This is a genomic window from Halorussus gelatinilyticus, from assembly GCF_023238445.1.
GTDB lineage: Archaea > Halobacteriota > Halobacteria > Halobacteriales > Haladaptataceae > Halorussus > Halorussus gelatinilyticus.
Genome location: NZ_CP096658.1, coordinates 544,659 through 570,536 on the forward strand (window position 1 = coordinate 544,659; position 25,878 = coordinate 570,536).

Sequence of the window (25,878 nt, forward strand, 5' to 3'; positions counted from 1 at the left end):
AGACCACGGCTATTCGAGCGGTTCCGGAGGCCGTGGCCGGTCGTAGGTCTCCCGGAGCGTGTCGGCGAACTGTCCGCCCTTGGCGAGCGCGATGGTGACGACGACGAACTCCCCGCCTTCGGGCCGGAGGACGAACACCTCGCGCGGGGCCGACCCCTCCTGCTCGTTTACCCTATCGACCAGCGGCTCGACCGGACGCGTGCCGTCGCGGAACGCCTCGAACGTGCCGTTCGTCGGGTCCTCGGCGAAGACGTAGAGGACGCCGTTGACCTCGTTGTCGGTGTTTCGCGTGACGCGACTGTTCATCGAGTCGCCCGCGGCGCGCGCGTCGCTCCACGTCTCGCGGGCCGCCTCGAACACCGGGTCGATGCCGTCGGCGAAGACGTACAGCGTCGGGCGGCGGACCGACACCGACTCGACGGTCGGGTCGGGACTCGACCAGTCGAGGACCGCGTCCACGAGGTAGCCGGGTCGGAGGTCCCCGACCGGCGCGTCGTGGCCGTCCTCGGCGGTGACGACCGGCTCGAAGGTCTGACGGTCGAGCAGTCGGAGACCGTCGTCCATCGGCGTGGCGAGCACGCGATACTCCGTCTCGTCGTCGGTCCGGTCGGCGTCCACGGTTCGGCCGTCCCCGTCTCTCGAGTCGGCGTCCCCGTCTCTCGAGTCGGCGTCGTCGGCTCCGTCGTCGGCCGCGGCCCGACCGCTGGCCGACCGGTCCTCCGTGCGCCAGATGTCGTCGGTCCGAGCATCGTCGCCGATTCTGTCGTCGTCCGAATCCCGCTCGTCGGTCATGCGCTCGCTACGAATCGAAGCCGGGAAAATCGCTCGCATCGGTTCGGTCGCCGCGAACGCGGTGGCGACGCCCGCCCGAACCGTGCGAAGGCCTCACGCTCCGACCGTGATTCAAAGCGAAGCACATACAAGCCCCCGTCCGATGTATTGCGATATATGAGTTGGAAAGAAGCCGCAGAACCAGTACTCACCCGGATGCCCTCCGTGAGGCGCCCGGATGGCCACGTTCCGTTCAAGCGGAAGCTTGGATGGACCGCGGGCGTGTTGGTTCTGTATTTCTTCCTCACGAACGTATTCCTGTACGGGGTCAATCTCGGAGGCCAAGACGCCTTCGGCCAGTTCCGCTCGATTCTAGCGGGCGGACAAGGGACAGTTTTGCAACTCGGTATCGGTCCGATAGTCACCGCGAGCATCGTCCTCCAATTGCTCGGCGGTGCCGACCTGCTCGGACTGGACACCGACGACCCCCGCGATCAGGTGCTCTATCAGGGCCTCCAGAAGCTGCTGGTGGGCGTGATGATCTGTCTGACCGGTCTGCCGATGGTGTTCGCCGGCGGCTTCCTGCAGGTAGACCAGCAGGTCGCCCAGAATCTCGGTATCGGCGTGATGGGCGTCAAGTGGCTCATCTTCGCCCAGATTGCGGTCGGTGGCATCCTCGTCCTGTTCATGGACGAGATCATCAGCAAGTGGGGCGTCGGCTCCGGTATCGGGCTGTTCATCATCGCCGGCGTGAGCCAGAAGCTGCTGGGCGGCCTGTTCGCGTGGCCGAGCCTCCCCGGTCGAACCGGTCTCGTCCCGACGTGGGTCGGTCTCATCACCGGGAGCGCGGAGAACGCGCCCTCGCTGCTGACCGGGAGCGGGATTCAGTACCTGCTCGTCGGTAACGGTGACATCATCGCGCTCGTCACGACGGTCCTCATCTTCGCGGTCGTCGTGTACGCCGAGAGCGTCCGGGTCGAGATTCCCCTGAGCCACGCCCGCGTCAAGGGCGCTCGGGGCCGATTCCCCGTGAAGCTCATCTACGCCAGCGTCCTGCCGATGATCCTCGTCCGGGCGCTGCAGGCCAACCTCCAGTTCCTCGGGCGCATCCTCTACAACCAACTCGGTGCGGGCGGGATGCCCGACTGGCTCGGGACGTACTCGGGCGGCTCGCCGACCGGCGGGCTGTTCTACTACCTCGCGCCCATCCAGTCGCCCGGTCAGTGGATGTGGTGGACCGGGACTATCGGCCAAGAGCCGTGGCAGGTCATCATCCGGGTCCTCATCGACCTCACCTTCATGGTGGTCGGCGGTGCCATCTTCGCCATCTTCTGGGTGGAGACCACCGACATGGGTCCGGAAGCGACCGCCAAGCAGATTCAGAACTCCGGGATGCAGATTCCCGGCTTCCGCCAGAACACGGGTGTCATCGAGAAGGTCATGGAGCGCTACATCCCGCAGGTCACCGTCATCGGCGGTGCGCTCGTCGGCTTGCTCGCCGTGCTGGCGAACATGCTCGGCACCATCGGCGGCGTCTCCGGGACGGGACTGCTGCTGACCGTCTCCATCACCTACAAGCTCTACGAGGAGATCGCCGAAGAGCAGTTGATGGAGATGCATCCGATGATGCGTCAAATGTTTGGAGATTAAGGGTACCCACTGGGTCACCCAACTTTCCAAGCCTTTACAGTAATCTCTCCGGCCGCGTCCGGTTGGGGAGGTCGAGGTCGGTATCCAACTTTCCAAGTCTTTACGTCAATCCTCGTTAGCGATACTGGCGAGAAATGCCAGACCGAAACCAAGTACCGCTAAACGTCCGCGTCACTCCCAAGAAAAAAGAGGAGTGGAAAACCTCGATCGATAACGACGAAACTCTTGCAGGAGTCGTCCGTCGCGCAGTGGATCGGGAACTCAATAACGAGTACGTCCACGTGGACGCTGCTGACTATTTGGATGGTGGCGACGATATCGATTTTAGCGAGGTGACTACCGATCTCGATTCACTCTCTGGGCAAGTTGAAGCGCTCCAGAGTGAGCTTGACGATGCGCTCACACCGGGGTCAATGCCACCGGAAGATCAGTTAAGCGAGGTGGCGATGCAAGCACTCGCGCACATCCCGCGGTATAGTGATCTCTCTGATGACGTGAGACGAGAGATCGGTGAGAGAGATATGGATCGACTACGAGGTGTTAAGATCTCGATTGAGGGTCGGCAAACACGAGTAGACGGGAGTGCGCAAGCAATCGCGTTCAAAATGGACGGTGACGAAAGCGAACTCATCGTTCGACAGGCCCTCATTTACCTAGAGAACCGGACGACAGAGAACGTCCGGAGTACGATTGCTGACGGGACTCGGAACTGGGTGAGAGGGGTATGAGGGACGACAAAGGCAGGTACGTAACACCAGAAAGCGAGAAGCTCAGCGAGGAGATGGAAGAGTTGCGTGGACGGTATCTCGACTCACTCACGTCACAGAAAACTGAAACAAGCAAAAGAACACGAACTACTCGGCGAAGGGAAGTCGGGTACTGGCTGCAGTTCTGTAGCGTTAACGGGATTGATCCGCTCGCCGCCGAAGAGTCCGATGTCCGCGGATATATCCAAACCATCAATGATCACGCAGATACGACGGTTCACTCCTACTTCACGTCAGTCCAATCGTTTTACTCAATAATCATAAAAGACGCTGTAGATGACACCCTCGAACTTGATAACACCGGAGAGCACCCCTGCGATGGAATCAGCCTCAAGAAAGATTATGAAATCAGCAGGACATCGGAGTACAAACGACAGCATGTAATTACAGACGACCTTGAAAACGCCCGAGAGAACGAAGACGTCATCGCCCTCCGTCCGGACGCGGTTAAAGAGTTGTTTGACGCTGTGCCCGGAAAACGACGTGAAACTCAACTTCGGAACGAGGTGATTGTCCGTCTTTCATGGTATACCGGTGCTCGAAGCATTGAGCTGTCGAATATGCGGATTGGGAAAATTGACTGGGAGCGGTGTATGATAAACATCGAGTCCGCTAAAATAGATCCTCGGGAAAATCCCGGACTCGCCCGCCGGAACGTTGTGTTTCCGAAAGAGTTCAAGTTGACACTCAGGCGGTGGTGTGAGCGAGTTCGACATTCCTTTTCAGGACAGGTCACACCGGAGGAGGGACACATCCTCTGTACGACGCATAGTGACGTGATGCAGCCAGCGGATATCAACGACGTCATTAAACAAACTGCCCGGAACGCTGGGCTCCAACGGCCGCTGCGACCCGCGGATCCAGATTCGGAAGATGATGTCAAAGAGTGGTTCGTTACGTCACATCGCCTTCGCCGATCAGCGATTAGCCATTGGGTTAACGACATCAACACTATCGATATCAACCAAGCTAGAATCTTAGCAGGCCACGCCCAACTCTCACAGACAATTGACTATGTCGAAGACGATAACGATTCACTCGCAGAAGATTACCAGGAAGGGGTGCAGGGGTAACGTTATCGATACCCCGTCGGGTTTCCATCCAACAGTATCAAAAACACACCCCCTCATCGAAATTATCACCGGCCTCCAGTTCACTGTCGTTCTTGACCAGCCTCGCTTCAGCCAAAGCAAGGCGGCTCAACCGGGCACCTGTTCGTATCCTGCTGACATCCCGTCCCGTTTGTCCGATGCTTCCTCTTCCAGCCAAGTTCCTCTCCAACATCTGCTGGATCCTATGGAGAACGCATCACCGAGCGTGAACACCACTAGAAAGCTGGCAGCACTACACTACTTCGTGAAAGTCACCCAATTACAGGTATTCTCACGCCAGCCGTTGGTGAGTTACCTGGTCCCCACTACGATTTCCGCAGTTTGCCTCTTGTCTCGTAGATCTTGCCGTTCTGTTTCAGCGAGTCGATGTCATGCCTAATCTTCTCCTCATCCATGTCGATGATCTCCGCGACCTCTTCGGCGGTCGTCCCGTCTTGGTCCTCAATGATGGCAAGCACCTGTTTTCGCCGGTCCCGCTGGCTCTTCGACTGCCCCGTCTCAACTACGTCCACATCGAACTGCCCGCTCTCGGGGTCGATGCCGACCTGCTCCATCGACTTCCGAACCAGCGTGAGGGCACGGTCCACGTCCTCTCGCCGAACTTCGTCGGAGAGACGCACCCGTGCAGACGCCTCAGCGAGGCGTTCGATGGCTTCTTCTTGTCGGTAGGTCACCGGCACTGGGTTGTCTTCTTCGTCGGCGTTGGCGAGACGGATCTTCAGGAATTCCTCACGGAGGTACTCTTGGGTCTCCTCATTCTCTGCCCGGATGTACGGCGTCACCTCGTCCTTCGCATAGGCGATGTACGCACGCAGCGTCTGGTGGGGGATATCCGGCTCGATGCTTTTCCGCTCTTCCTCGGTGAGCTCCTTGCCGAGCTCCTTTTTTGCCTTCGCCCGCCGGGACCGCATCTGGTGGTTGACGACTCCTCGGTCAGTCTCCTTGTCGGGCGAGTCGGAGACCATGAACATCAGATCGAACCGCGACATCAGTGTCGGTCCGAGGTCAAGTTGTTCGGCAATCGGCTCGTAGTTATCGAACCGTCCGTATTTTGGGTTTCCCGCCGCTAGCATTGCGGTGCGCGCGTTCAGTGTCGCGTTGATTCCTGCTTTGTTTACCCGGACTTTCTGACTCTCTAGGGCGTCGTGGAGAGATGAAATGACGTTGTCGTTGACCTTATCGATCTCGTCGATACACGCGACGCCGCCGTCAGCGAGGACGAGAGCACCTGCTTCGAGGCCCCATTCGGCGTCGCCGAAGTCGTCGGCTACCGCCGCCGCGGTTAACCCTGCAGCCGTGGCTCCCTTTCCTGAGGCGTACGTTGAGCGCGGCGCGAGGTCATTGGCTGCCTTCAGGAAGGTCGATTTTCCGCAGCCAGGGTCACCCATCAGGAGAAGGTGGGAGTCCCCGCGCGTCTGCCCGCCGCGGGACCACCCGCCGAACAGTTGGAGCGCGATGGCGAGTTTCACAACCTCGTGTCCTTCGTGTCCCGGGTTGATCGATTGAACTAGCAGGTCGTACGGGTCACCATGCTCGCCGGCGGCAATGGCCTCTATCTCGTCTCGGTGTTCGGAGATGTCGATGTCGTCGTAGGAACTCTCCTCTCGGACGACTGCCTGCCCGTCTACGGTGGTGTCGAAGTCAAGCGACTGGTTACTCCCAGGTTCCTCGGTGTCGAGAATACCGGTGAGGGTGACGCGATCACCGGCGTCGAACGACTGAATGAGGTCGTCTTCAAGATGGACGTCGATGGTCTCGCCCTCACCACCTTTCGTGCGCTCGGGCGGCTGCTGAATCCGAGCGAACTGGTGGTCGGTCCACGTGCTGGCCGACGAGTCGGGACGGAATGGACCCTGTCGTTCGCATCCCTGACACTCGTGCGGTTCATCAAGTTGGTCACCGGTCTGCAGGATATCCGTCTGGGTTCCGCAGCGCTGGCATTCGAAGGTGGCTTCGACGATGCGTGGCTTCACCGCGCTGACCTTCTGGACCTGGCCGCGAATCCCTAGCAGCTTCCCGATGTTCTCCTTACGTGGAACTTCCGCGACGTCGAGGACGATGTCGTCTGGTAGGTCGTGGATGCGGACGTGAGCGTCGGATAGACTGACGTCCACGGGCAGGTCGTACAGTCGAAGCGCCTCTTCGAAGTACTCCAGCATCTCTCGCGGATGCTCTTGGATGTCGTCCGCGAGATCGGGGTCGAATCGGAAGACGTCATCGTAGCGTACGTGGAGTGAGCGTTGCTCTTGCGGGTAGTGCTGAGCGAGCTGTGCGACTTCCTCCCGGTAGTAGTCCCGGAGGAATCCTATCAAACGTTCGGTGATATCTTGGTGTTCTGCTCTCATATCGATTTGTTGGAGCTCCACAACACCCTTGCCGGCGTGTGGTTCCCGGACCGGAGCGAGCGGAGCGAGCGGTCAGCGAGCATACCATCAGCTAACCGACCTTTATTTACAACTGCCTCTACCGTACAACCACTACGGCCTCAGAGGGAATCGTCTGAGACCAACCCCGTCGGCGGGGGCTTCCCACCTCCGAGGTGTTGTGGGGCTCCCACAGTTACTCGCCTCCGTTCCTCCGACGGTGACCGACGACGCCGCCGGGGAGGTCGCCATTCTCCAGGTTCAACTTTAGCCGACTCTCCCCGCCGGAGTTGCTCTCGTACCAGAGGATGTCCGTTTTCCCGACGAGACGTGGTGCCTTCCGAAGGTCGTCATAGAACGTCGTGCGGTCGATATCGGGGTACTTCAGCGCCGCCTCAGCCTGTTCCTTGTTCAGCGAAGCCTTCGCATCCCGACCGCGCTCACGCTCTGTCTCAGCCGCCTTCTTCAGGTGTTGGATGAGTGTAATACGGCGTTGCTTCGCGGTCATCTCGTCGCTGCTTTCGACAAGAGACAGCAGGTCAGTGCGCGCGTCCAAGCGCTCAATCTCCGTTCGGAGGTTCTCGTTCTCCTGCCAGAGGTCTTCGACCTCGTCATGGAGCGCGTCGCGTTCCTCGCGGACATCGTCAAGTTCAGTTTCGAAAGACTCGATCCGTTTTGAGTGAGCCTCAAGCCGCGCCGCGATGGCTCGGAGTTTTGGAGTGTCGTCTCCGTCCAGAGACTCTCCGTTCTGCTGCTGACTGCTCACACCAAATTCCTCCGGCAGTTGGACATTTGATCGGCAGCGTCAGGGACGCTCTCACTGCTTCCGCTCATCGACAACCACCCGGTGGTGGATGATTCACCAATTCTATCTAGTCTCAGCGCATTCGTTGAGTCCAGTCGCATACTGTATTTTCCTCGTTGTGAAGCACAAGGGACCCAAAGGCGCGGGACAATCACTCCATCCCGACGTCGTTCCGGTTCTGGGTCCGTGGAATCGTGGCTACTTCCCGCTATGTTTTCACTACTTATAAAGTTTTACAGGAAACCTATCTCTCCCTATAGTTGGTATCCTGCTCTGGTAGAGACCACAATAACTAATACAGGTGGAGTATTGTAAGCTGTTAAATGGAGCTTTCAGATACTGACTGGGGGATCCTCAACCTCTGCAGCGACAACCGCGAAACGCGCAAAAACATCGCCGCTGCTTTGGACAAGTCACCCAACTACATCTCGAAAGAACTCTCGAAGCTCAGCGAGATGGGACTTCTCAAACAACCAGGTCCAGCCGAGAACTCCGGGATGCACGTCACGACGAAGAAAGGAGAATTTGTCCTTTCGAAACAGGAAAAATACGAACGCCGGCAGTCCGAACTGTTCGGGGAGCTTGTCAAGTCGGCTGCCGAACTGTCTTGTGAATTATCAGCAGAAGCCGACAAGGAAGTTACTCCGAGCGATATCGTGGTCGTGACCGAACAGGCGCATGACTTACTTCAGAAACTGGATAACAACAGCGGGATATCCCCACAAGAAGCGGCAGATCGAATTGGGATAAATCTCTACGCGACACAGGGAATCTTATACGAACTATATTTTTTCGATCTTCTGGATCAAGCAGTCACATCTGAGGGAGAAATCTATGATCTCACCGCCCGTGGTCGGCGACTTCTTGATCAGCCCGCTCAGACAACTGTGAAGGATGCGAATCGTACGTGGAACATAATTACGTCGAAAGACAAATCCGAACCATCCTTTGATAAGTGAATCGGGCAGAACGAGCGTGCGTAGTGAGCAGATGGTTCATCGGCTTTGAAGCGAAACAAACATCACAGCCCGCCTGCTGAGGATATCCTCTTTCGCTCTTGCGTAGTACATTGTTGATGGCCCGCTAACCTGCGTTTTCACCTCTTACTACCCAATCCGATAAAATACATTAGAGCGATTCAAACAGGGGCAAACTAGACGAACAGTAGGTTACTACGTCGATATCAACAATCCTCTACGGATGAGCGTTCGGCAATTCCTGCTGTATCTCTTCTAGTTGTTAGAAGAACTGCAGGATCTACATCGAATTGAGCCTTTGATCGTATTCAGGGGGTTCTCTACGCTCAATACACTATCACACGATGAACACTGGACTGTTTCCGTAGTTCCGATCCCACTTCCATATCCGAGCGTCACGGTTCGGGAAACTCCTTGCTCAGCCAGTTCGACATCGATCTCTCCCCGTTCGTACTCTACCTGTGTTACCGTCAGAGGAGTCACTCGAATATCCAGCGCATGCCGCTTCCGAATCTCTTCCTGTTTCTGGGGAAATCCCTGATCGCGCAGTTCCTGCAGAGCACTTAGTTCCGCATCCACCTCTTCATACTCAGCTTTTGCCTCTTTCCGTTTCTTCAGTGCCTCCACGCGATCGTCCTGATTACTGCCGTTGATCGTTTCACTCAGCTCATCGATCTTCGAGGACAGCTTGGAACGTTCCTCTTCCAACTCTTGGATCCGTTGTTGTTGCAGTTGCCGGTACTCTTCGACCTCTGCGTCCGCTGCTCTCGATGCCTCATTATGGACCTCATCAATTTTGTTCTGGATGCTCTGCATCAGCTGATCTTGGGCTGTGCCGAGAAGCGATCGTGCGTCTGATCCCGATAATGAGGACTCCGTGGTAGTGGGAGAACCGTTCGTGGGTATCGACGTCATTTGAAGAAACGTCTCCTCTAACGCCGGAAGTCTCTGTTCCGAGCGGTGGTCGATGGCGATGGCGCGAAGGAGCTCTTGTTGGTACTCACTGACGGTTTCGATACTCACCTCGAAGAGAACTACAATCGCTGTGCGGTCGTAATACGGAGTGAACTGGGCCTCCCTGACTTCGACGTCACCTTCTTTGATCCACTGTGGGATTTCCGCGTCGTCCCGATCGGCTTCTATCGATAGTTTCCCAGTAGGGTGGCGCTCAGTTGCCTCTCTGAGGATCCGCTGAAAGAACTCACTCTCGGGATGAAGAGACTCTTCAGTAGCATCTTCGTCTCTGTCTGCGCCACAAAGCAACGATAGGCTTCCCGCCGGCAATTCCGTATCCTCATTGTCTGGGATCGTAACTTCCCAGGTATCCCCTCGTTTCTCGATGGTCCCACCGAGTGACTCTAAGTAGCGTTCGGCGAAGTCCTCAACGAGGGACTGCGTGACCGCGAGTGCTTCGTCAGTCATCGCCTTCCCCCAAGTCGAATCCTTCGAAGACGCCGTTGTTGAACTGCTCCAGTTTGTCAGCGAGCTCGCTCTGTTCTTGCAGATCGACGGCCATCGCTTCGAAGTCGTTCTCCAGATCAACCTCTGAATCAGCATTGACGAGTCGGTCGAAAATCTGGTCCTCGAAGCTTGTCCCTGACTCTTCTAACCGACTCAAGATCGAACTTAGCTCGCCCACACTTTGTTGGAACAAATCGATTTTGTGGTAGAGACGCTCCAGTACGTATTCTTCAACAGTATCCTTTAGCGCCATGTTGAAGATGAAGACATCCCGTTTCTGTCCAATCCGGTGTACACGTCCAATACGTTGTTCGACGCGCATCGGATTCCACGGCAAGTCTAAATTAACCAACATATTACAAAACTGTAAGTTTCGACCTTCGCTCATTGAGTCGGTTGAAACGAGGACCCCACCCTCCTCCTCGAAGTCCTCAATAATCAGTTCCTTCTCGCTACTGGAGTGGCCACCGTGGAACGCGTGTACCGTGTACCCCTCCGCAGCGAGCCTATCGAGAATCTCCTGTTGAGTTGCTCGGAACTGCGTGAAGACGATGACTCGCCCCATCTCGACGTTGTCACGGGCTTCTTCGACAATGTCCAGAAGTCGTTCCTGTTTGGTGACCGTATCGATCTCATCGATCAGATCTAAAATGGACTCCAGTTCGTCCGCGTGCGTGAGCTCCGACTGGTCGTAGAGTCGCTTCTCGATGGTCTTCTTGAGTGCGACCGGGCTGCTGACGACCTCCTTCTGCAAGAGCATCAGTACGAGCTTCTGCCCCTGGTCTTGGCTGTAGGCACCTTTCACATAGTCAGAAACCGCCTGATAGAGTTCGCGTTCCTTCGGGGTTGGATTGAACGTCCGTGTGTCGATCGTCCGGTCCGTGAAGTCAATATCCGTGTCCTCCCGTCGGTTTCGGATCATAACCTTGTTTAGGCGGTCCTGTAGTTCGTCTCGATTCACCAGCGTCTCTTGATTGCTGTTGACGAAGTACTGGTGGAAGACGTCGCGTGTGCCGAACAGTCCGGGTCGAAGTAGCGAGACGACGTTGTAGAGGTCGGTCAGCTCGTTCTGAATCGGCGTCGCCGTCAGGAAGAACGCGTAGTTGTAGGAGAGCCGGTCAATCAGGTCGTAACGGTCCGTCTCCTCGTTTTTGACGTAGTGGGCTTCGTCGAGGACCAGAACGTCCCAGTCGCGGTTGAGGACAGTCTGACGGTGTCGCTCGCTCTTCGCAGTGTCGATACTTGCGATGATGTAGTCGTGGGCGTCGAAGTCTTCGAACTCGTCGTCGTAGTTGCAGACGAAGTTGAGCCCGAACTTCTCACGGAGTTCGGCCTGCCACTGTTTCGCCAGTTGTGCAGGAGTGAGGATGAGGACGGACTCGTCCGTCTCTCGGAAGTGCATCTCCTTGAGAATCATCCCGACCTCGATGGTCTTTCCGAGGCCGACTTCGTCCGCGAGAAGGGCTTTCCCGTCCATCTCGAAGAGGGCCCGATAGGCGGCGTCCACCTGATGTTCGAGTAGCTTGACGGAGTTTTCGTCTAGTTCTTTCAGCGACCGAAGTTCGGAGTCCGGCTGGCCCGCCTGGAGACGAACGGCTTGGATGGTTTGTAAATGATCCTCCTCTGCACCATCTCCAGACAACGAATCGGGAATATCGTCCGCAGACTCGTGTGTGACCTCAACATCAACGAGGTCGTAGCTTCCCATAGTTTCGTAGAGACAGGTTCGCGTCAAATACGTTTGGTGACCGGAAAACACTGGACGGTCCGTCTGCTTGGCTCCGAGGGAGGAGGTATTCGCAAGACCATAGTGTTTATTGGGTGGCCAAGAGGTGTGTTTAAGTATCAAGATGGCACAGTCAGGATCCCTGTCGAATACCCTCGAAGACACGGTGACCCTCAGTCGTGAGCTTCGAGAAGAGGGGCAAATTGACGGTCAGGTAAAGCTCTACAACGTCGATGACGATGAGGAGTTCGAGTCAGACGCGGAACTCTTCTTCGAGCGAACCCTGATGACCCAGGGGCTCCGTGAGGCGCTTTCGATTCTCCGCGATTCGCTCACGGGCGATGACCCGCGCGGGACGCACATCCTCTACGGTCCGTACGGCAGTGGGAAGTCCCACCAGATGGTGGCGCTGTACCACTGCTTCGACGACCCCGACGCAGCAGGTACGTGGGCAAGCGACTCGGTCGAAGGGTTCGAGACGGCCCTCCCGGAATCAGCGACGCCGATTACGGTCGCCATGCAGAACGAGCAGTACGAGTACCTCTGGGAGCCGTTCTTCGAAGCGCTTGATTACGACCCTGGAACGTACAGCTCGGGCGGATATCCCGACATGCAGACGATTCAGGAGGCCGTCGGCGACGACACGGTCGCGTTCTTCGTGGACGAACTCGAAGACTGGTTCGACACACTCCAGGGCGACCGCAAGAGCGCAAACAAAGCCTTCCTCCAGTCGCTCCTCGAATCGACCGCGCTCTCGGATCTCGAACTATACACCATCGTCTCCGTCCTGCGTGAGGGCTCCGAGGTCCACGACATCCTGAATCGGGAACAGGCGGTCGAGGTCAACATGAACAATCAAGTGGACAAACGCGAGGTCCTGCGTCACCGCCTGATCGATTCGGTTAACGAGAACGCTGCCCGGGAGATCGTCAATGGGTACTTCGATGCCTACGACCAATCAGATCACGTCTCCATTCCCGATGATCTGCTGTCGGAGATGCACGATCTGTATCCGTTCCACCCTGTGCTTCTGGACGCGCTTGAGACGCGGTACTACGCTGACGAGGATAACCAGAACACGCGAGGGATGATCTACCTCTTCTCGAAGGTTCTCCTGGAGATGCAGGATCAGACGGATCTGATCACGCACGGTGATATCGATGCTATCGAGTTCGAGGACGAGTTGGCGAAGATCAACTACGAGCGACTGAACGCGGCGACGGGCGACATCAAAAGCCGCATCGATGAAGACGATGTTCCCCACGGCCGACGTATTCTGAACACGATCCTCCTGTACTCGCTGAAGCCGAGCGAGGGCGAGGGTGCAGAGGTTTCGGAGATCGTCATGGGTGCCTACCAGACTGGCGATCTCGTCTCCGACGTTGTCCTCAATCTCGAACGTCTCCACGGTGTCGCGTGGCATCTCCACAAGCTGAACGGGAAGTACGCGATCCGCGACCGGCAGAACCCGAACGCGCTCATCCGGAACGCGGCCGTGGACGTCTCCGAGACGTCGGCGAAGGCTGAAGTCGCGGACTTCATCACCGATATCTTCGGGTCGAACGCACACCCGGTCGGATTCCGGACGAACGATATGCGGGACATCCCAGACGACCGCGAGGTCAAGGTCGTCGTGAAGGACGACCAGTGGACGAACGAGGAGGTCGAGAAGGTCATCACGAACGACGGTCGTGGCCGCGAGTGGCGTAACACGCTCGTGTTCGTCCAACCCTCGGGCGACAAAGCCATCGAGTCGGGGACACGGTATATCGACAAAGCACGGTACATCGAGGGCGCACGGCAGGTCCTCGCCGACGAATCTCTCGATGACGAAATCCGGACGTCGATCAAGGGTATGCGGGAGCAGGAGGAGAACGAACTCCGCGAAGAACTCCAGCTCCTGTACGGTGAGGTGCTTGACGGGAACGACCTGCTCAACGACTGGGGACAGATGACGCCGATGGAACTCGACGTCTACGTTCACGACGAGGCAGAGCTGAATGCGTCGAACATCGCGGACTCAGCATCTGCTGATCCGTTTGACCTCCAGTCGGACGTCTGGGCTATCGCTGAGGACCTTCTGGAGCGACGCGGAGAAATTTCGGTCGAGGATATCTACGAGCAGTTCCTCCGCGACCCGGAGCTACCGATCCCCGGCAGTGCGAACGACGTGCTGAATGCGACGGTGAAAGCGCTCTCGGACAAACCGGTGCTCGCCCGTGACACTGGTGGGTTCCGCGACGATCTCTCCGGCAGTTCGCTGGACACCGTCCTCGTCCAGCAAGACGATGTGGACGTATGGGGCGTCGATGACGTCGAACAGGAACTGCGTCAACGGTTCGGGAGCGGAACGACCGCGCTCGATATCGGTGACTTTGAACTGGAGCTCGTCGAAGACGGCGAGATCTGGATCGACGGCGACAGTCACGACGTCGTGATGCGGGCCATCGGTCGGCTCGCTCGTGAGGAGCAGTACGTCATTGTCAAAGGGAACGAGATCCTCGATAAACCACAGTCCGACGCGACGGTCCGAGACGTCGGCGGCGCGGAGGTCGTCGGTGCGTCGTCCCTCGTAGACCGCATCGAGACGCATATCGACGACGACGGCTATGCGAACCTCGACACGATCATCGGCGAAATCCGTGCCGAGGAGTCGGTGTTCCTCCCGCCGGACGAGACCGAGTCCGTCGCCCGCGAGGCGGTCAACGAATTCCTCGTAGACGACTACGTCCTGGAAGCCGGCGGTCGGTACCTCGGATCGCTGGGAGACCGTGACCCGACGACGGTAAAGATCGTCCCGACCGTTCCCGAACGGATCGGCGACCAGATCCTGGAGTACATCGAGGACCTGGACCCGGGTGACCAGTTCACGGTGAACAAGGTCACGGATCGGTTCGACAGCAGTGTTACCGAGTACATGGTGCGGACGTACCTGCTGGAGAACATTGGAAAGGACGAAGAACCCGAGTACGTCGTCAACACGACCGGCTCGGAGAAAGCCTCCGACTGGGTCCCTGGGTACCCGTTCCGGAAGGCAGACACGGAGATTCCCACGTGGCGCTTCGAGTACAACGGCGACGACGTTGCCGCGATGCGGAGCAAGTGGCGGAACAACCACCAGACAGGAAGTGTCGATTACGGCGACGTCACATTCATGTTACCAGACCGGGAGGGTGTTCCCGGCGCTCTTCAGGGGACCGCCGACGTTGAGCGGACGCAAGTCAGCCTGACGCTGCGATCCGGCCAGGACTACACGAAGGTTCAGGACCTGTTCGAGCGGATGCCCGAGGAGGCGTCAAGCCTGAAGATCGAGATCACCTTCCAGAAGTAGTTCCGCTTCTTCTACTGGTCGGCGTCCGCGTTTCTGACTAAGGCTTCGACGATAATTTCGTCACTGTCCGCGTCATCCAGCATATCCCTCAGAACGGTCTTCAGTCGTCTATCGAACAAACTGCGTGGGTTCAGCGGTGTTAGTTCCGCTTCAAGCTCATCTCCGCTTACTGTTCCAGAAATCACGGAGTCTCCGTCTTCTCGTACTTCCAGCAAATCGGCCATATCGAACCATCCTCAGCACGCTGGATAGCCTGTTCGATTGCCGCCTAACTCAACAGTCGATGGGGAACAGTGTTAGTGTGCTTCTATCTGTCCCAGTACTCTGAACCCGGTTCGGGCCAGACCTCACTCGCTTGCTTTGCGAGCCACTCGCCACGCTCAGCAATCGTGTCTTCGTTCCATTCGTCAGGCCAATTCGTAACCAGGTGCTTGTTCAGCCGCAGGACAGTGTGCTCCTGAACCGCCTCTCGTTTATCGTCCCACGCTGCATTCGAAATAGAGGGGTTTAGCTTATCAGTGAGGATAGTCAGATTCCCGATTCGGTCCTTTGCATCGTCACGTTCCATCCGTTCGACTTCAGCGGGTCGGTCTCCTGGGAGCGACCAGTGGGTGGACCACTTCTGCGGGAGAATATGCTCAATCTCCAGATCCTGAGTGAACTCTACCGTCTCGCTGTACCCGGTGTTACGCAACTCGCGTTCGATGGCCGCAAACACCATTTTGAGGCGTCGCTGGTTGATGACGGCCCAGTACTCCTTGTTCACCATCGAGTCCGTCAGCTTGTCGTTACCGGGCCAGTAGTCGCTCTCACCCTCTTTGCCCCGGAAGAATTCGACGACGACGTCGCCGACGTACTCGCTGTCTCGCTCCTTGAGTTCGTCCAGCAGCTCGATGAAGACCTTGTTGTAGTTCTTTGACGTCAGTCGGGAGAGCATCCGACGCATCAGCCAGCTCTCGATTGCTTCGACGGCTTTCACCCGCTGTTCCTTCGGGATGTCCTCGTGGCCGAAGATCCAGAGGAGAACCGGGTACGGCGTCGTCGTATCGAGGATATCCAGTCGGTGGAAGAAGATACCCTCCCGAGACCCACGGTCGGGTTCAGAGATGGTCTCGTAGATGGACGCGTAGTAGTCGATGTCCTTCACGATCTCTTCGACCGAGTTGTCGGTCCTATCGAGGTACTTCCGGAACGCCGGGAAGAGCTTCTTCGCGCGGACCTGCTGGCTCATCTCTATCGTGAGCCAGTGCATGATGAATACGTCTATTTTCGGACGATCGAGCCGTCCCTGCGAGACATCGACGCGCCATTCGTCTTCGTCGAACTGCTTCCAGTACTTGTCGTGGAGGTCGCCAGGGTCGTCCTGCTGGATCGTCGCCTCTCGGAAGAGGTAGTTCTTGATCAGGTCGGCGGCGAGTAGCGGTGTTCCGCGGGCGTTCAGGGTCTCGAAGATCACCTGTGCGTCGTCGTTGGATTCGAGGTCGATAACGACGACACGGAGCAGGTGCCACATCGTCGTGACGAGCGCATCGAGATGTTCTTCGGTGGGTTCGTCTCCAGATTCTGCCCACTCCCGAATTTCGTCTCTGAAGTACCGGAAGCACTCCTCCAAATTGTCGTCGCCATCGAGTTCGGAGTGCTCCGATTCCGGGTCCGAGAAGGTTAGCACGTCGATGAACGCGTCCTGATCGGCTTCGATCGGCCAGACCTTCAGCCGGTCCGTATCGGTGGTGGTCAGATCCGTGTCGTTGTACATCAGCTTCTCCACCAACGACGCCGACTCCTCGTGAGCGAGATCAGTCGCCACGGAATGCACAGCAGACAGCAGAACTTGGAGTGTGATCAAGCGCTGCTGGCCGTCGATGATCTCGCGCGTCTCAAGCTTTTGCGTCGGCGTCGATTGCTGATCGAGGACGATTGCTCCCAGGAAGTGCGGGGAGGTGTCCTGTTGCGCTTCCTGTCGTTCGATTTGGTTACTCGCCCCTGCTTGTCGATCCATCAGTTCATCCACGACAAGTTGGAGATCCTCCCAGAGCGGCTTCCAGTGTTCTTCCTCCTTCCACACGTACGGCCGCTGAAACCGTGGAACGACGTACCGAGTGTCCTTCCGAAAGATATCCTTTAGATCGAGGGTGTCTGCTTTCATCGATGACCGAATGTTCCGTGGAGAGTTGTATAAATGGTTCCAAGACTAACTCATCACCCGAATCCGGGGGTGAGGGCGGGAAGATGTCACCATCACGCGAGCGAGTCTATAGATTTCCCAACGAATCCGGGGTATCCCCTGTGTTGGTACGTCTTTGGGCCGAACCTCCGCTCCGTCGTGTATTCACAAACAATTCATTGAGAGCCCATCCGTTTCTGGCGTCAAACCACTTCGCACCGCTGTTAGAGATCGGGGCCATTTCGGAACTCTGTGAGTATTCTCGTCCGCCTCTTTTGGCACGCATAGTCGTTCTAACCGCTCAAAACAACGTATTTCCGGAGATTCCCGAATCGTAGCGATTCAGGGAGCGAGTACCAAATCAATTACCTCCGCTCCCTCTGGCTTACCTTTAAAAATGACTGGCGGCTGTAGTTGTTCGGGTCCAACCCACTATGCAGACCGAAAAAACGATCAACCGAGCGAAGAAGATCGACGAATCGCTAGAGATCATCGCTAAGATCGAAGAAGTGGTCGGAGTACCGCTGACAGAGAGTCGGCGAGCACTACAGGTGGCTGGAGAGTACGTCATGAGTGACTCAATGTTCGTAGAGCAGGTTGTCCAGGCAATGACTGAGGCAGCCGGCTTCGCCATCGAGACGGGTCACGATGACTTGGCATCCGACGCCATCCAGAACGTGACTGACCTCGAAACGCTCGTCTCTGACGACGAGTAGGCAACTTCTTCGACGTTCCGTCTCCTTTCGAAACACCTAACGAAGCTCGCTTCCCCGAGATGTTACTGCGAAGAACGCACACTTATGTGGCTCGTGGCGTATCGCTTCTACATACTGAATAATGTCTGAACAATCTGGGTCTTCACAGAATCGGCAGGAGCGGACGGAACTCCCCATCGAACGCGGGTTCCCTATCGAGCGCGTGAACGAGATTGCCGAGAAGGAGGGGCGAGCGCAGATGTACTACCGTCCGGTCTACGCGATGCACAAATGGTGGGCACGACGTCTGGGCTCTGTCTTCCGTGCCATCTCTCTCTACACCCTACTGGATGATCCGGAGGGAGTCTCGGTATTTGAACCGGGCCACGAGGGAGGCACGCTCGCAGACTACGGCGACGACGCCGACGGCGAGTCCGACCTCGACGTCGCGTCACTCCTCGAACGCGTGGACATGACCGACCCGGAGAGCCTCTGGGAGCTGTACCCCAAAGACGTCCGCGTTGAGGATAAAAAGATCCTCGACCCGTTCATGGGCGGTGGTACGTCGCTCGTGGAGGCCTCTCGCTTTGGTGCGGAGGTCGTCGGCAACGACCTGAATCCCGTCGCGTGGTTCACGACGAAGAAGGAGCTCGAAGCCGGTCAGACCGACGTTGAGGAACTCGAAGCGGCCTTCGAGCAGGTGAAGGAGGACGTCGCCGACGAGATTACGCAGTACTACAAGACACCCTGTCCGAACGGCGACCACGACGCAGACGTGATGTACAACTTCTGGGTGAAAGAGCTAGACTGCGTTTCCTGTGGACATACGGTTCCATTGTTCGGTGATTATCGTGTAGCAAAAGGGCGATACGAGAACGATGAAAAATATAATGTTCTTTGTCCAGACTGTGGTGCAGTTACCCTTGTAGACGATTGGCAGTCTGAGAGTATGTGTAACGACTGTGGGCACGGATTCACCCCAAAGGATGGGAATGTGGGCCGGAGTAAATACAATTGCCCAGATTGTGGTCAGAAGTATAGTATTACAGATGCGATAGATGAGCAAGGCGGGTACGATCTTCGCCTTTATGCAATTGAGTATTACTGTAGCGACTGTGATGCCGCCGGAGAAGCAAAGAGCCAATATAAGGGATATAAGCGGGCTGAGGAATCGGACTTCGACCTTGTTGAGAGTGCTAGGGAAGAGTGGGAGGACAGTCCAGAGCTGCATGAGTTTGTCCCCCAAGAAAAAATACCAGAGGGCGCTATTACAGCTGCCTCATCAGTAAGTGGAAATGATATTTTCCGGCACGGATATGAAGATTGGTCCGACCTCTTCTCAACTCGCCAGCTCCTTTCCCTCTCTAAATTACTCAAATCTATTGATGAAATTGAAGATGATAAGCTGAGAGAGCTACTTCTTCTGGCATTTAGTGGATCGCTCAGGTACACAAACTTCCTAGTAGGGTACCACCATACAAGAAACCATATTCATGATATCTTCAAGACCAATTCATTCAATTCCCCGACCAAGCCCACCGAAGGGAACGTTTGGGGAACTGAGTATGGTTTAGGCTCGTTCGCGTCTACGTATGAGAGTATCCGCCGCGGTGTGGAATATGCTAATTCACCTACTGAACGATATATGGATGGTGGTGAGATGGTGGAATCGGAAAAATTCGCACAGCCGATTGGAGATGATGCCACCGTGCTTCAGGGAGATATGCGAGAGTTAGAATACGAGGACGAATTTGATGCGGTAATTACTGATCCCCCGTACTACGACAATATTATCTACTCAGAAGTATCTGATTACTTTTACGTTTGGCAGAAAATTCTGCTTGAAGATGAATATTCGGGCTTTGATAAAGATAAAACACCCCGTGCAGAGTCTATCGTCACAAATCCCTACTTGGACAAGACAGCGGAAGACTTCGAATCCGAACTTGGACAGGCATTTTCAGTAATCAGGCGAGCGCTCAAGGACAACGGCACGCTCACGTTCACCTATCACCACAGCGACTCCGAGTCGTGGGGTGAACTCCTTGAATCGTTGTGTAACGTTGGTTTCGAAGTTACTGCGACATACCCGATTACTGCGGATATCAACAAATTCATCGAAGGTGAAGCAGTGACTTTTGACATCGTCGTCGTCGCCCGCCCCATCGACGATACCGAACCTGCATCGTGGAACTCCCTCCGCCGCGATATCTACCGTACGGCCCGCCGTACCCGCCAGAAACTCGAAGAGAACCGTGACCTCTCCCGCGGCGATATCGGCGTGATGGAGATGGGCGCGTGTTTCCGCGAGTACTCCAAGCATCACGGGAAGGTACAGCGTGATGGCGAGATCATGAGCGCGAAGGAGGTCGTTCAGGAGATCTACGGCATCATCCAGGAGGCCAGCGACATCGGCGTCGAAGACGTGTTCATCGACCTGCTCGACACATCGAACCCCTCCTTCGACGACGTCAACAAGCTCTGCCGTGGGACGAACGCTACGCCGGAGGACCTGAAAGAGACGCACCTATACAACCAGGACGACGGCTTCGAACTCGGCACCTGGGACAACGAGAAGCGCCAGGCCTACATCCAGGAGCGCGTCAACGGCGACGGCGGCGAACACCTCTCGAACCTCGATAAGCTCCAGTTCCTGCGGTATCGCTACGAGAAGGGGCAGGCGGTCCAGAACTACGTCGAAAAGTGGGACGTCGATGACGACCTGCGCGAACTCGCCGGTCGGCTCGCCGACGTGACCGGTGACGGCACGTACACGCGCGTGCTCGGGGATCGAGACATCACGAGTTACGGCGAATAGGAACCCCGAAGCCAAACACGAATGCCACTCCCGGTGGCGATTCTCAATAATCCATTTCGAGAATCTCGCTGGGAGTGCGTCTGTTGCTTGCCGTAACCATCTTCCTACGGACTGTCTACGGCGAGTCGGCGATATGGTCGTACTGTGAGTCTGCTTCCCGGACTCTGAATCCGAATATTGGCCATATAGACGCTATTGGGTCGATACCACGGTGTTCTCTGGGCAGAGGTTTTTACGCACCTGGTTATTTGACCCATTCCCAGAATGGTAGCAAAACAACACCTCGCAACGGCGGGCCGTCCGCGAATGTGGTCAAGAATTGACTCTGCCCGCCTTCTGAATCGAAGAGCTCGATCAGTCGTTTTCTCGCGCGTAAGGAGTGGTGGTTGTGATGAGTGACACTGATCATCGCGTCATATTTGTGGAGTCCATCCAACCGTACTGCACGTTCCCGATCTCTCAGAATGAACGAGATACCCTCCTTCGGAATGTGGCCAGAGAGATGGACAAGCAACGTTCAGATCCGACCAGGAACAGTGTAGCGACGTGGTTGCAAAACCTGCGGCCCGTGATTGAGAAGCCCGTTTCGATACTTCAGCTTGATATGTCGGACCACTCGAATCTGTCCACCCTCCTTACCCAGGTGATGGACTCAGACGATCTCTTGGATCGATTCCGGGCGGCGACTCCTGAGTGTCACTGGTGTGGCGATTCTGCCGACCGACAGATCGACGTTCATGACTACTATCTCGTATTGGTCTGCACCGAGTGCCTCGAAACGATTGATTCGCCGGAAGGCCAACATCTTTTACAGGATCTCGATCCCACGATCACTCCTTCGACGACAATCGACTGTCTGGATGCCTCCACCCACCAAGGAACGAACGAACAGCAGTCCACCTTGTTACAGTTCACTACCTCGGAGTAATCGCTGACCACGAGTGAGCTCACGCTACCGTATCCATTTTTGTCCCTTCGGAGACGTTGTAGGCGTAATGGCAGGACCCGGACAAATACCCGGACGCTACAATCTCGTTATCGAAGGTGCATATGAGACCTTCGAGCATCAGATTCCTGTAGAGGAGTTTGTACAGCGACTCAAAGAAGACGACGTTCCGGATAGTGTGAGTGTTGTTGGTCTCTCAGAAGCCTTGTCGGAGGAGGACCTGGCTAATGAGTTGGCTCATGAGATGGACCGACGCGCAAACGATTTAGAGTACCAAAGTCCGACGGTACAGTTCGTCGTCGAGGGTTCGTTCCATCGAAGTGGAAAAACGTACGATCTCCGGTACGAGGACGGACTTCACTCTCTCCAGCAGGTTTTCGGCCCCCAACTTGAACGGAAAGAAGATGGCAAGTGGCTCGTAGCACCCTTCTAACCAGAAACCCTGAACCACAGAACCAATAGCCTCTCTGAAGAAACTGACGGAATCAGTAGTCCACGATTTGTGCTGGCGTTAGTGTGATTGAGTCGATGTCCTCTCTGGCAAGTTCCTGTTTGAGACCGTTCTCACTGGTCAGTCGAAGCTTCGCTTTCGGGCCCGTATTAACTGCTTCAACGGATGCTGCATAGTACGATTCTTTCTCACCATCTACCCAGCATTCGACTTGAAGCTCTCCTCCTTCGACATCGCCGCTCCACTGGCGATCAATGTAGTTCTGCCAGCAGTCTTCGCAAACCTCGTCCATCTCTGTCTGAAGGTCACCAGTAAATGACGTAGGCTCAAACGAGATTTCATAGTGGAGAGGTCTCCCCTGACAGAGACGGCGAGCCCCAATTAGTTCCCCATCACCATCCCGGCGAATTCTAACCAAGCAACTTCGCATACCTGCGATATCATCGTCACCAAGACCAACATACGATTTGCCGAGCTGGTCACGGCAACGTTCGCACGTTATCGACTCCTCTGTCACATCCTCTTGGAGTTCGAAGTGCTCTCCTTCAATAGGGATTCTCTCTGTATCACAGAGACTATCCCAGCCGAATCCTTCGCTCGGAGGCAGATTATTGTCGTAGAAGACGTGTGTCGTTCCTTCGTTGGTCGTCCACTGGTACGGTGTTTGGTACATCCCTTCTCTATAAAAGCTTCAATGGACCTTCCTTCTCAACGTCTCCCCCTCCGCCTAAGAAGTAGAGGTCGATCCACTCCTGCCCCTGTTCACGACAGAACACCGGCAGGCACGTCGTCGTGTGTTCGTAACGCTGTTCACAGCGCGTCTCAATCTGTTCCCGCGTCCAGTCACCGTCCTGCTCCAGATCGTACCGGTTTCGGACCTCCCAAGAGTGTTCGTCGGCGGCAGCCTTGAGAACACGCAAGGAGAAATCCCGAGAATCCTTGAACGTGAACGGACCGCTCATCGACTTCGCGTCGCTCAGATCCGTCTCTTCGACACCGTCAAGGCACAGTCGGTTTTCCGCGACAGCCCGGAAGGCTTCGAGTTCAGCAGACTTGCGAACGAGTACGTCGTGCAGATAGTCGTGGACGACGTCGCCGTACCCGCTCAACGTAAACTCCTGCTCGGGCGAAACGATCTGCAGTTCAGCATCTGTCTGGGTAACTCGCCGACGCTTCGGTTTGAGAAGCGGACACAGGAATGCGAGCCGATCGGAGTGAAGGAGATACGCGTAACTGAAGAGCCGTGATCTGGACGGCGATTCCTTCACTGGATCGTGACCCTCTGCGTAATATTTCGAGTCCAGTACAGCCAGTGTCTCGCCACCTTCCTGCAGCGCGTGGTCCGGTTCGTGGTAGATCTGCCCTTCACCCTCGAATGGGTTCACCGATGGTGACCGGACGGGTGTCACGTCGTCGAGGTCGCCGAGATGGTCGTAGGACTTGATGGACGAGAGTTCGCGCTCGATGACGACCTGCGAGTACTGCTCGAACAGCGACTCCATATTCAGGACGTAGTCCACGACCAGCTCTCGTGGGCCATCACGGAGTTGCTGACCGAGCGACGACGACATCACCGCCTTGGCGACGTCGAACGCCTTCTGGTAGTAACGTCGCTGCTTCGGAAGGTCGCTGAGCGAGAGGCGTCGATACGCGTCCATCCGGTCCAACCCGCTGCTGACACCCATACTCTCCAGGCGTTCCACCTCGCGGTGTACTTCGGAGAAGATCCGATCATATGCAGGGTGGTCGTTCTCGTGGGAGTTCTGTCGGAAGAGTCGAAGGAGTGTCTTCCCTGCGTAATGGAGGAGGGAGTTCGCGGCGTTGTCGTACTCTGTCTCATTGCGGATCCAGTGTGGCTCCAGCGTCCCGCGCCCGTGGTTCAACAGCGTTTGTTCGACGTCGATCTCTCCACGCCCATCGAGACTGTCGAGCCGACGGATAACGAGATCACGGATGTACCCCTGCCGGTGAATCGTCTCCAAGCCATCCAGGTAGTTGATCGCAAGCACCACGAACACGTCATCAAGATGGATGTCGTCGGAGAGGAAGTCCTGCAGCGGGATCCCGTGATACTCGATGGAACGGTTCTGGTCGTAGACCGCCAGCAGCATGTCGAAGATGTGTTCCCAGTCGATCTTCGGATCGACCTGCACCTTCGACGACGGCGTGAGACTCACGACGCCGATGATGTCCGTCGCCTCAACGTGGAGTACCTCGTTTTCGTCGCCGTCTACGGTGACCGTGACAACTTCGTACTCTTGCTCGCCATCGAGTGCCGCCTGGCTCTTCGTGAAGACGCCGGGACTCTCCTGTGTGAAGGACGCGCGACGAAGCTGGTCCCCGATGGACGACGGACAGCCTTCTATGCGGATCTCCCCGCGTTCGGGGACGTTGAAGGTGTCCTGTCCGTACTCGTAGACTTCGTCAACGGTGCTCATTACTCGTAGGAGCCCATCTGGCGTCGTTCCTGTTCGAGTTCCCGTTCGGCGAGCTCGGCAGCAGGGGCGAGATCGAACTCCTCAAACTCGCCGTTCATCGCGCGGTAATGCTCAGCGATTCGCTCAATCTGTGGGAATGCGGCGGCGTTCAGGAGCCGGGGCACGATGTAGGTCCGGAACGCCTGTCCGACTGCGTCGGTCTGGTCGTACTCGTACTCACCTCCCTCCCGGCAGCCGACGCCGAGGAAGACGGCGACGTCGCGGTAGTGCATCGGACCGAACCGCATGATCGACCCCTGCGACGTCGATTCATGGCCGTGATTGATACCCTGGTAGTCCCGCTCGAAAAGCCGGAGAATCTCGCTTTCTCCGAGATCTGTGTGGTCGGTGACGTGCGTGGTGATCCAGTCTTTGAACAGCTGACGGCGCTTGTCCTCCTCGTACTCGTCCAACTCGATCATGGCGAACCGGCGGGTGATGGCGTTATCGAGTTCGTTCACCGTCCGGTCGGACATGTTCATCGTACAGATGATGTTCACCCGCTCGTCCAATTCGATGGTCTCGCCCTCGTCGGTCTCGAAGATCGTCTGATGGGGGTTCTCGATGGCGGTGTACAGCGGACCGAAGATCTTCGAGATGTCTGCCCGAGTGATTTCATCGAGGATGACGCCGTATTCGACGTCGAACCGGCGAGCACGCTGAACGGCTTCGGACACGCAGCCGAGTTTCGTCCGGTAGCTTAGTGAGTCGCCGGTGTAATCTGGACTGATGCCGCCGATGATGTCCGACGGCGTCCACGAGGGAGTGGCAGTGTTGAGGGTGTATCCGATCCCGGTTTCACGAGCGAGTTGCTTCGCAAACGTCGTCTTCCCTGTCCCGGTCGGCCCATACAGGACGACTGGCTTGCCCGCTTCCAGCGCGACCTTCGCGTTCCGCTCAACGTCGTTTGGAACGAGGATCTCTCCAGGTGTTTCGTCACCTCGGAGACTCACGACACGCTTGAGCCGATCTGACGCCAATGGAGACTCAAGCACGGCACGTCGAACCTGTCCCAGACCACGCTCTCCGTCGTGGATCACGTCGAGTTTTTCCTCCTCAATCAGGAACTCTAGTACCTTCTCGTTCTCCGCGTTCTGGATTGCTTCGACGACGTCGTCAGTTACACGACGAAGAATTCCGACTTCGTCTTCCGCATCCTCAAGCGTATAGTCGTCCGACGAGTCACTCATTACCAGATACAGGTAGGGCTGAGTATATAAAATCCCGTTCAAGAGCTAAGCAGAGTCCTATTGGTCTGCTGGTGAGGGTGCCATAGAACAGTTTGTATACCTTGCTCTGGTGACCTCGGGAAACGATAATTATAGGCTGTCTACTGAACACTGCGGTGGCGCGCGCCGTTGCAT

The 25,878-nt window shown here is 56.5% G+C and carries 19 protein-coding genes; 9 read left to right on the forward strand and 10 right to left on the reverse strand.

Going from position 1 to position 25,878, the window contains the following annotated elements; translation table 11 throughout:
* Positions 1–9 precede the first annotated feature (9 nt).
* Positions 10–792 carry a DUF6663 family protein gene (locus M0R88_RS02875; RefSeq protein WP_248655458.1) on the reverse strand — a complete coding sequence of 261 codons (783 nt, stop codon included), beginning with the start codon at positions 790–792 and terminating at the stop codon, positions 10–12.
* A gap of 156 nt (positions 793–948) precedes the next feature.
* On the opposite strand from M0R88_RS02875, the gene secY reads away from it, so the two are divergent.
* The 3 genes from secY (at position 949) to M0R88_RS02890 (ending at position 4,261) form a co-directional block, all read left to right on the forward strand.
* Positions 949–2,421: a preprotein translocase subunit SecY gene (gene secY, locus M0R88_RS02880; protein WP_248655459.1), complete on the forward strand. Its 1,473-nt coding sequence runs from the start codon at positions 949–951 to the stop codon at positions 2,419–2,421.
* Positions 2,422–2,555: 134 nt separating this feature from the next.
* The gene (locus M0R88_RS02885) at positions 2,556–3,149 is read left to right on the forward strand and encodes a hypothetical protein (RefSeq protein WP_248655460.1); all 594 of its coding nucleotides are present in this window, start codon (positions 2,556–2,558) and stop codon (positions 3,147–3,149) included.
* Complete coding sequence (locus M0R88_RS02890; RefSeq protein ID WP_248655461.1) at positions 3,146–4,261, forward strand: tyrosine-type recombinase/integrase; 1,116 nt, start codon at positions 3,146–3,148, stop codon at positions 4,259–4,261. The genes M0R88_RS02885 and M0R88_RS02890 overlap by 4 nt, the downstream gene beginning before the upstream one ends.
* 344 nt (positions 4,262–4,605) lie before the next feature.
* Here the strand turns inward: M0R88_RS02890 and M0R88_RS02895 are convergent, their stop codons facing one another.
* Positions 4,606–6,645, reverse strand: a complete 2,040-nt coding sequence (locus M0R88_RS02895) for a minichromosome maintenance protein MCM (protein WP_248655462.1) — start codon at positions 6,643–6,645, stop codon at positions 4,606–4,608.
* A gap of 214 nt (positions 6,646–6,859) precedes the next feature.
* Positions 6,860–7,429 carry a hypothetical protein gene (locus M0R88_RS02900; RefSeq protein WP_248655463.1) on the reverse strand — a complete coding sequence of 190 codons (570 nt, stop codon included), beginning with the start codon at positions 7,427–7,429 and terminating at the stop codon, positions 6,860–6,862.
* 362 nt (positions 7,430–7,791) lie between these two features.
* On the opposite strand from M0R88_RS02900, the gene M0R88_RS02905 reads away from it, so the two are divergent.
* Positions 7,792–8,427 (forward strand): hypothetical protein, encoded by a 636-nt coding sequence (locus tag M0R88_RS02905; RefSeq protein WP_248655464.1) that lies wholly within the window; start codon positions 7,792–7,794, stop codon positions 8,425–8,427.
* Between the two features lie 273 nt (positions 8,428–8,700).
* Here M0R88_RS02905 and M0R88_RS02910 read toward each other — a convergent pair whose 3' ends face one another.
* Together M0R88_RS02910 and M0R88_RS02915 are read right to left on the reverse strand one after the other, a co-directional pair.
* Complete coding sequence (locus M0R88_RS02910) at positions 8,701–9,867, reverse strand: hypothetical protein (RefSeq protein WP_248655465.1); 1,167 nt, start codon at positions 9,865–9,867, stop codon at positions 8,701–8,703.
* A complete protein-coding gene (locus M0R88_RS02915; RefSeq protein WP_248655466.1) occupies positions 9,860–11,614 on the reverse strand; it encodes a DEAD/DEAH box helicase in 1,755 nt (584 codons plus the stop codon). The genes M0R88_RS02910 and M0R88_RS02915 overlap by 8 nt, the downstream gene beginning before the upstream one ends.
* Before the next feature lie 142 nt (positions 11,615–11,756).
* Here M0R88_RS02915 and M0R88_RS02920 point away from each other — a divergent pair, with 142 nt between their 5' ends.
* Positions 11,757–14,963 carry a DUF499 family protein gene (locus tag M0R88_RS02920; RefSeq protein WP_248655467.1) on the forward strand — a complete coding sequence of 1,069 codons (3,207 nt, stop codon included), beginning with the start codon at positions 11,757–11,759 and terminating at the stop codon, positions 14,961–14,963.
* A gap of 11 nt (positions 14,964–14,974) precedes the next feature.
* Here M0R88_RS02920 and M0R88_RS02925 read toward each other — a convergent pair whose 3' ends face one another.
* Together M0R88_RS02925 and M0R88_RS02930 are read right to left on the reverse strand one after the other, a co-directional pair.
* Positions 14,975–15,187, reverse strand: coding sequence for a hypothetical protein (locus tag M0R88_RS02925; protein WP_248655468.1), 213 nt, complete (start codon positions 15,185–15,187; stop codon positions 14,975–14,977).
* An 83-nt stretch (positions 15,188–15,270) separates the two neighbouring features.
* A complete protein-coding gene (locus tag M0R88_RS02930; protein ID WP_248655469.1) occupies positions 15,271–17,109 on the reverse strand; it encodes a DUF262 domain-containing protein in 1,839 nt (612 codons plus the stop codon).
* A gap of 452 nt (positions 17,110–17,561) precedes the next feature.
* Between M0R88_RS02930 and M0R88_RS02935 the strand changes: the two genes are divergently transcribed.
* The 4 genes from M0R88_RS02935 to M0R88_RS02950 all read left to right on the forward strand — a co-directional run bounded on the left by M0R88_RS02935 (position 17,562) and on the right by M0R88_RS02950 (position 22,019).
* Positions 17,562–17,843, forward strand: coding sequence for a hypothetical protein (locus M0R88_RS02935; protein ID WP_248655470.1), 282 nt, complete (start codon positions 17,562–17,564; stop codon positions 17,841–17,843).
* Positions 17,844–17,964: 121 nt separating this feature from the next.
* Positions 17,965–20,640, forward strand: coding sequence for a DUF1156 domain-containing protein (locus tag M0R88_RS02940; protein WP_256468576.1), 2,676 nt, complete (start codon positions 17,965–17,967; stop codon positions 20,638–20,640).
* 391 nt (positions 20,641–21,031) lie between these two features.
* A complete protein-coding gene (locus M0R88_RS02945; protein WP_248655472.1) occupies positions 21,032–21,568 on the forward strand; it encodes a hypothetical protein in 537 nt (178 codons plus the stop codon).
* A 67-nt stretch (positions 21,569–21,635) separates the two neighbouring features.
* Positions 21,636–22,019 carry a DUF8076 family protein gene (locus M0R88_RS02950; RefSeq protein WP_248655473.1) on the forward strand — a complete coding sequence of 128 codons (384 nt, stop codon included), beginning with the start codon at positions 21,636–21,638 and terminating at the stop codon, positions 22,017–22,019.
* 52 nt (positions 22,020–22,071) lie between these two features.
* On the opposite strand, the gene M0R88_RS02955 is transcribed toward M0R88_RS02950, so the two are convergent.
* The 3 genes from M0R88_RS02955 to M0R88_RS02965 are packed head-to-tail and all read right to left on the reverse strand — an operon-like array spanning position 22,072 to position 25,704.
* Positions 22,072–22,710 (reverse strand): hypothetical protein, encoded by a 639-nt coding sequence (locus M0R88_RS02955; RefSeq protein ID WP_248655474.1) that lies wholly within the window; start codon positions 22,708–22,710, stop codon positions 22,072–22,074.
* Positions 22,711–22,717: 7 nt separating this feature from the next.
* A complete protein-coding gene (locus tag M0R88_RS02960; RefSeq protein WP_248655475.1) occupies positions 22,718–24,475 on the reverse strand; it encodes a 5-methylcytosine restriction system specificity protein McrC in 1,758 nt (585 codons plus the stop codon).
* The gene (locus M0R88_RS02965) at positions 24,475–25,704 is read right to left on the reverse strand and encodes an AAA family ATPase (RefSeq protein ID WP_248655476.1); all 1,230 of its coding nucleotides are present in this window, start codon (positions 25,702–25,704) and stop codon (positions 24,475–24,477) included. The genes M0R88_RS02960 and M0R88_RS02965 overlap by 1 nt, the downstream gene beginning before the upstream one ends.
* Positions 25,705–25,878 lie beyond the last annotated feature (174 nt).

What these genes read in the sequence shown, in the direction of transcription:
- M0R88_RS02955 (WP_248655474.1), bottom strand. Translation starts at nt 22,710, where the DNA reads ATGTACCAAACACCGTACCAGTGGACGACCAACGAAGGAACGACACAC.
- M0R88_RS02905 (WP_248655464.1), top strand. Translation starts at nt 7,792, where the DNA reads ATGGAGCTTTCAGATACTGACTGGGGGATCCTCAACCTCTGCAGCGAC.
- M0R88_RS02925 (WP_248655468.1), bottom strand. Translation starts at nt 15,187, where the DNA reads ATGGCCGATTTGCTGGAAGTACGAGAAGACGGAGACTCCGTGATTTCT.
- M0R88_RS02930 (WP_248655469.1), bottom strand. Translation starts at nt 17,109, where the DNA reads ATGAAAGCAGACACCCTCGATCTAAAGGATATCTTTCGGAAGGACACT.
- M0R88_RS02910 (WP_248655465.1), bottom strand. Translation starts at nt 9,867, where the DNA reads ATGACTGACGAAGCACTCGCGGTCACGCAGTCCCTCGTTGAGGACTTC.
- M0R88_RS02875 (WP_248655458.1), bottom strand. Translation starts at nt 792, where the DNA reads ATGACCGACGAGCGGGATTCGGACGACGACAGAATCGGCGACGATGCT.
- M0R88_RS02915 (WP_248655466.1), bottom strand. Translation starts at nt 11,614, where the DNA reads ATGGGAAGCTACGACCTCGTTGATGTTGAGGTCACACACGAGTCTGCG.
- M0R88_RS02885 (WP_248655460.1), top strand. Translation starts at nt 2,556, where the DNA reads ATGCCAGACCGAAACCAAGTACCGCTAAACGTCCGCGTCACTCCCAAG.
- M0R88_RS02895 (WP_248655462.1), bottom strand. Translation starts at nt 6,645, where the DNA reads ATGAGAGCAGAACACCAAGATATCACCGAACGTTTGATAGGATTCCTC.
- M0R88_RS02950 (WP_248655473.1), top strand. Translation starts at nt 21,636, where the DNA reads ATGGCAGGACCCGGACAAATACCCGGACGCTACAATCTCGTTATCGAA.
- M0R88_RS02960 (WP_248655475.1), bottom strand. Translation starts at nt 24,475, where the DNA reads ATGAGCACCGTTGACGAAGTCTACGAGTACGGACAGGACACCTTCAAC.
- M0R88_RS02935 (WP_248655470.1), top strand. Translation starts at nt 17,562, where the DNA reads ATGCAGACCGAAAAAACGATCAACCGAGCGAAGAAGATCGACGAATCG.
- M0R88_RS02890 (WP_248655461.1), top strand. Translation starts at nt 3,146, where the DNA reads ATGAGGGACGACAAAGGCAGGTACGTAACACCAGAAAGCGAGAAGCTC.
- M0R88_RS02940 (WP_256468576.1), top strand. Translation starts at nt 17,965, where the DNA reads ATGTCTGAACAATCTGGGTCTTCACAGAATCGGCAGGAGCGGACGGAA.
- M0R88_RS02965 (WP_248655476.1), bottom strand. Translation starts at nt 25,704, where the DNA reads ATGAGTGACTCGTCGGACGACTATACGCTTGAGGATGCGGAAGACGAA.
- secY (WP_248655459.1), top strand. Translation starts at nt 949, where the DNA reads ATGAGTTGGAAAGAAGCCGCAGAACCAGTACTCACCCGGATGCCCTCC.
- M0R88_RS02945 (WP_248655472.1), top strand. Translation starts at nt 21,032, where the DNA reads ATGAGTGACACTGATCATCGCGTCATATTTGTGGAGTCCATCCAACCG.
- M0R88_RS02920 (WP_248655467.1), top strand. Translation starts at nt 11,757, where the DNA reads ATGGCACAGTCAGGATCCCTGTCGAATACCCTCGAAGACACGGTGACC.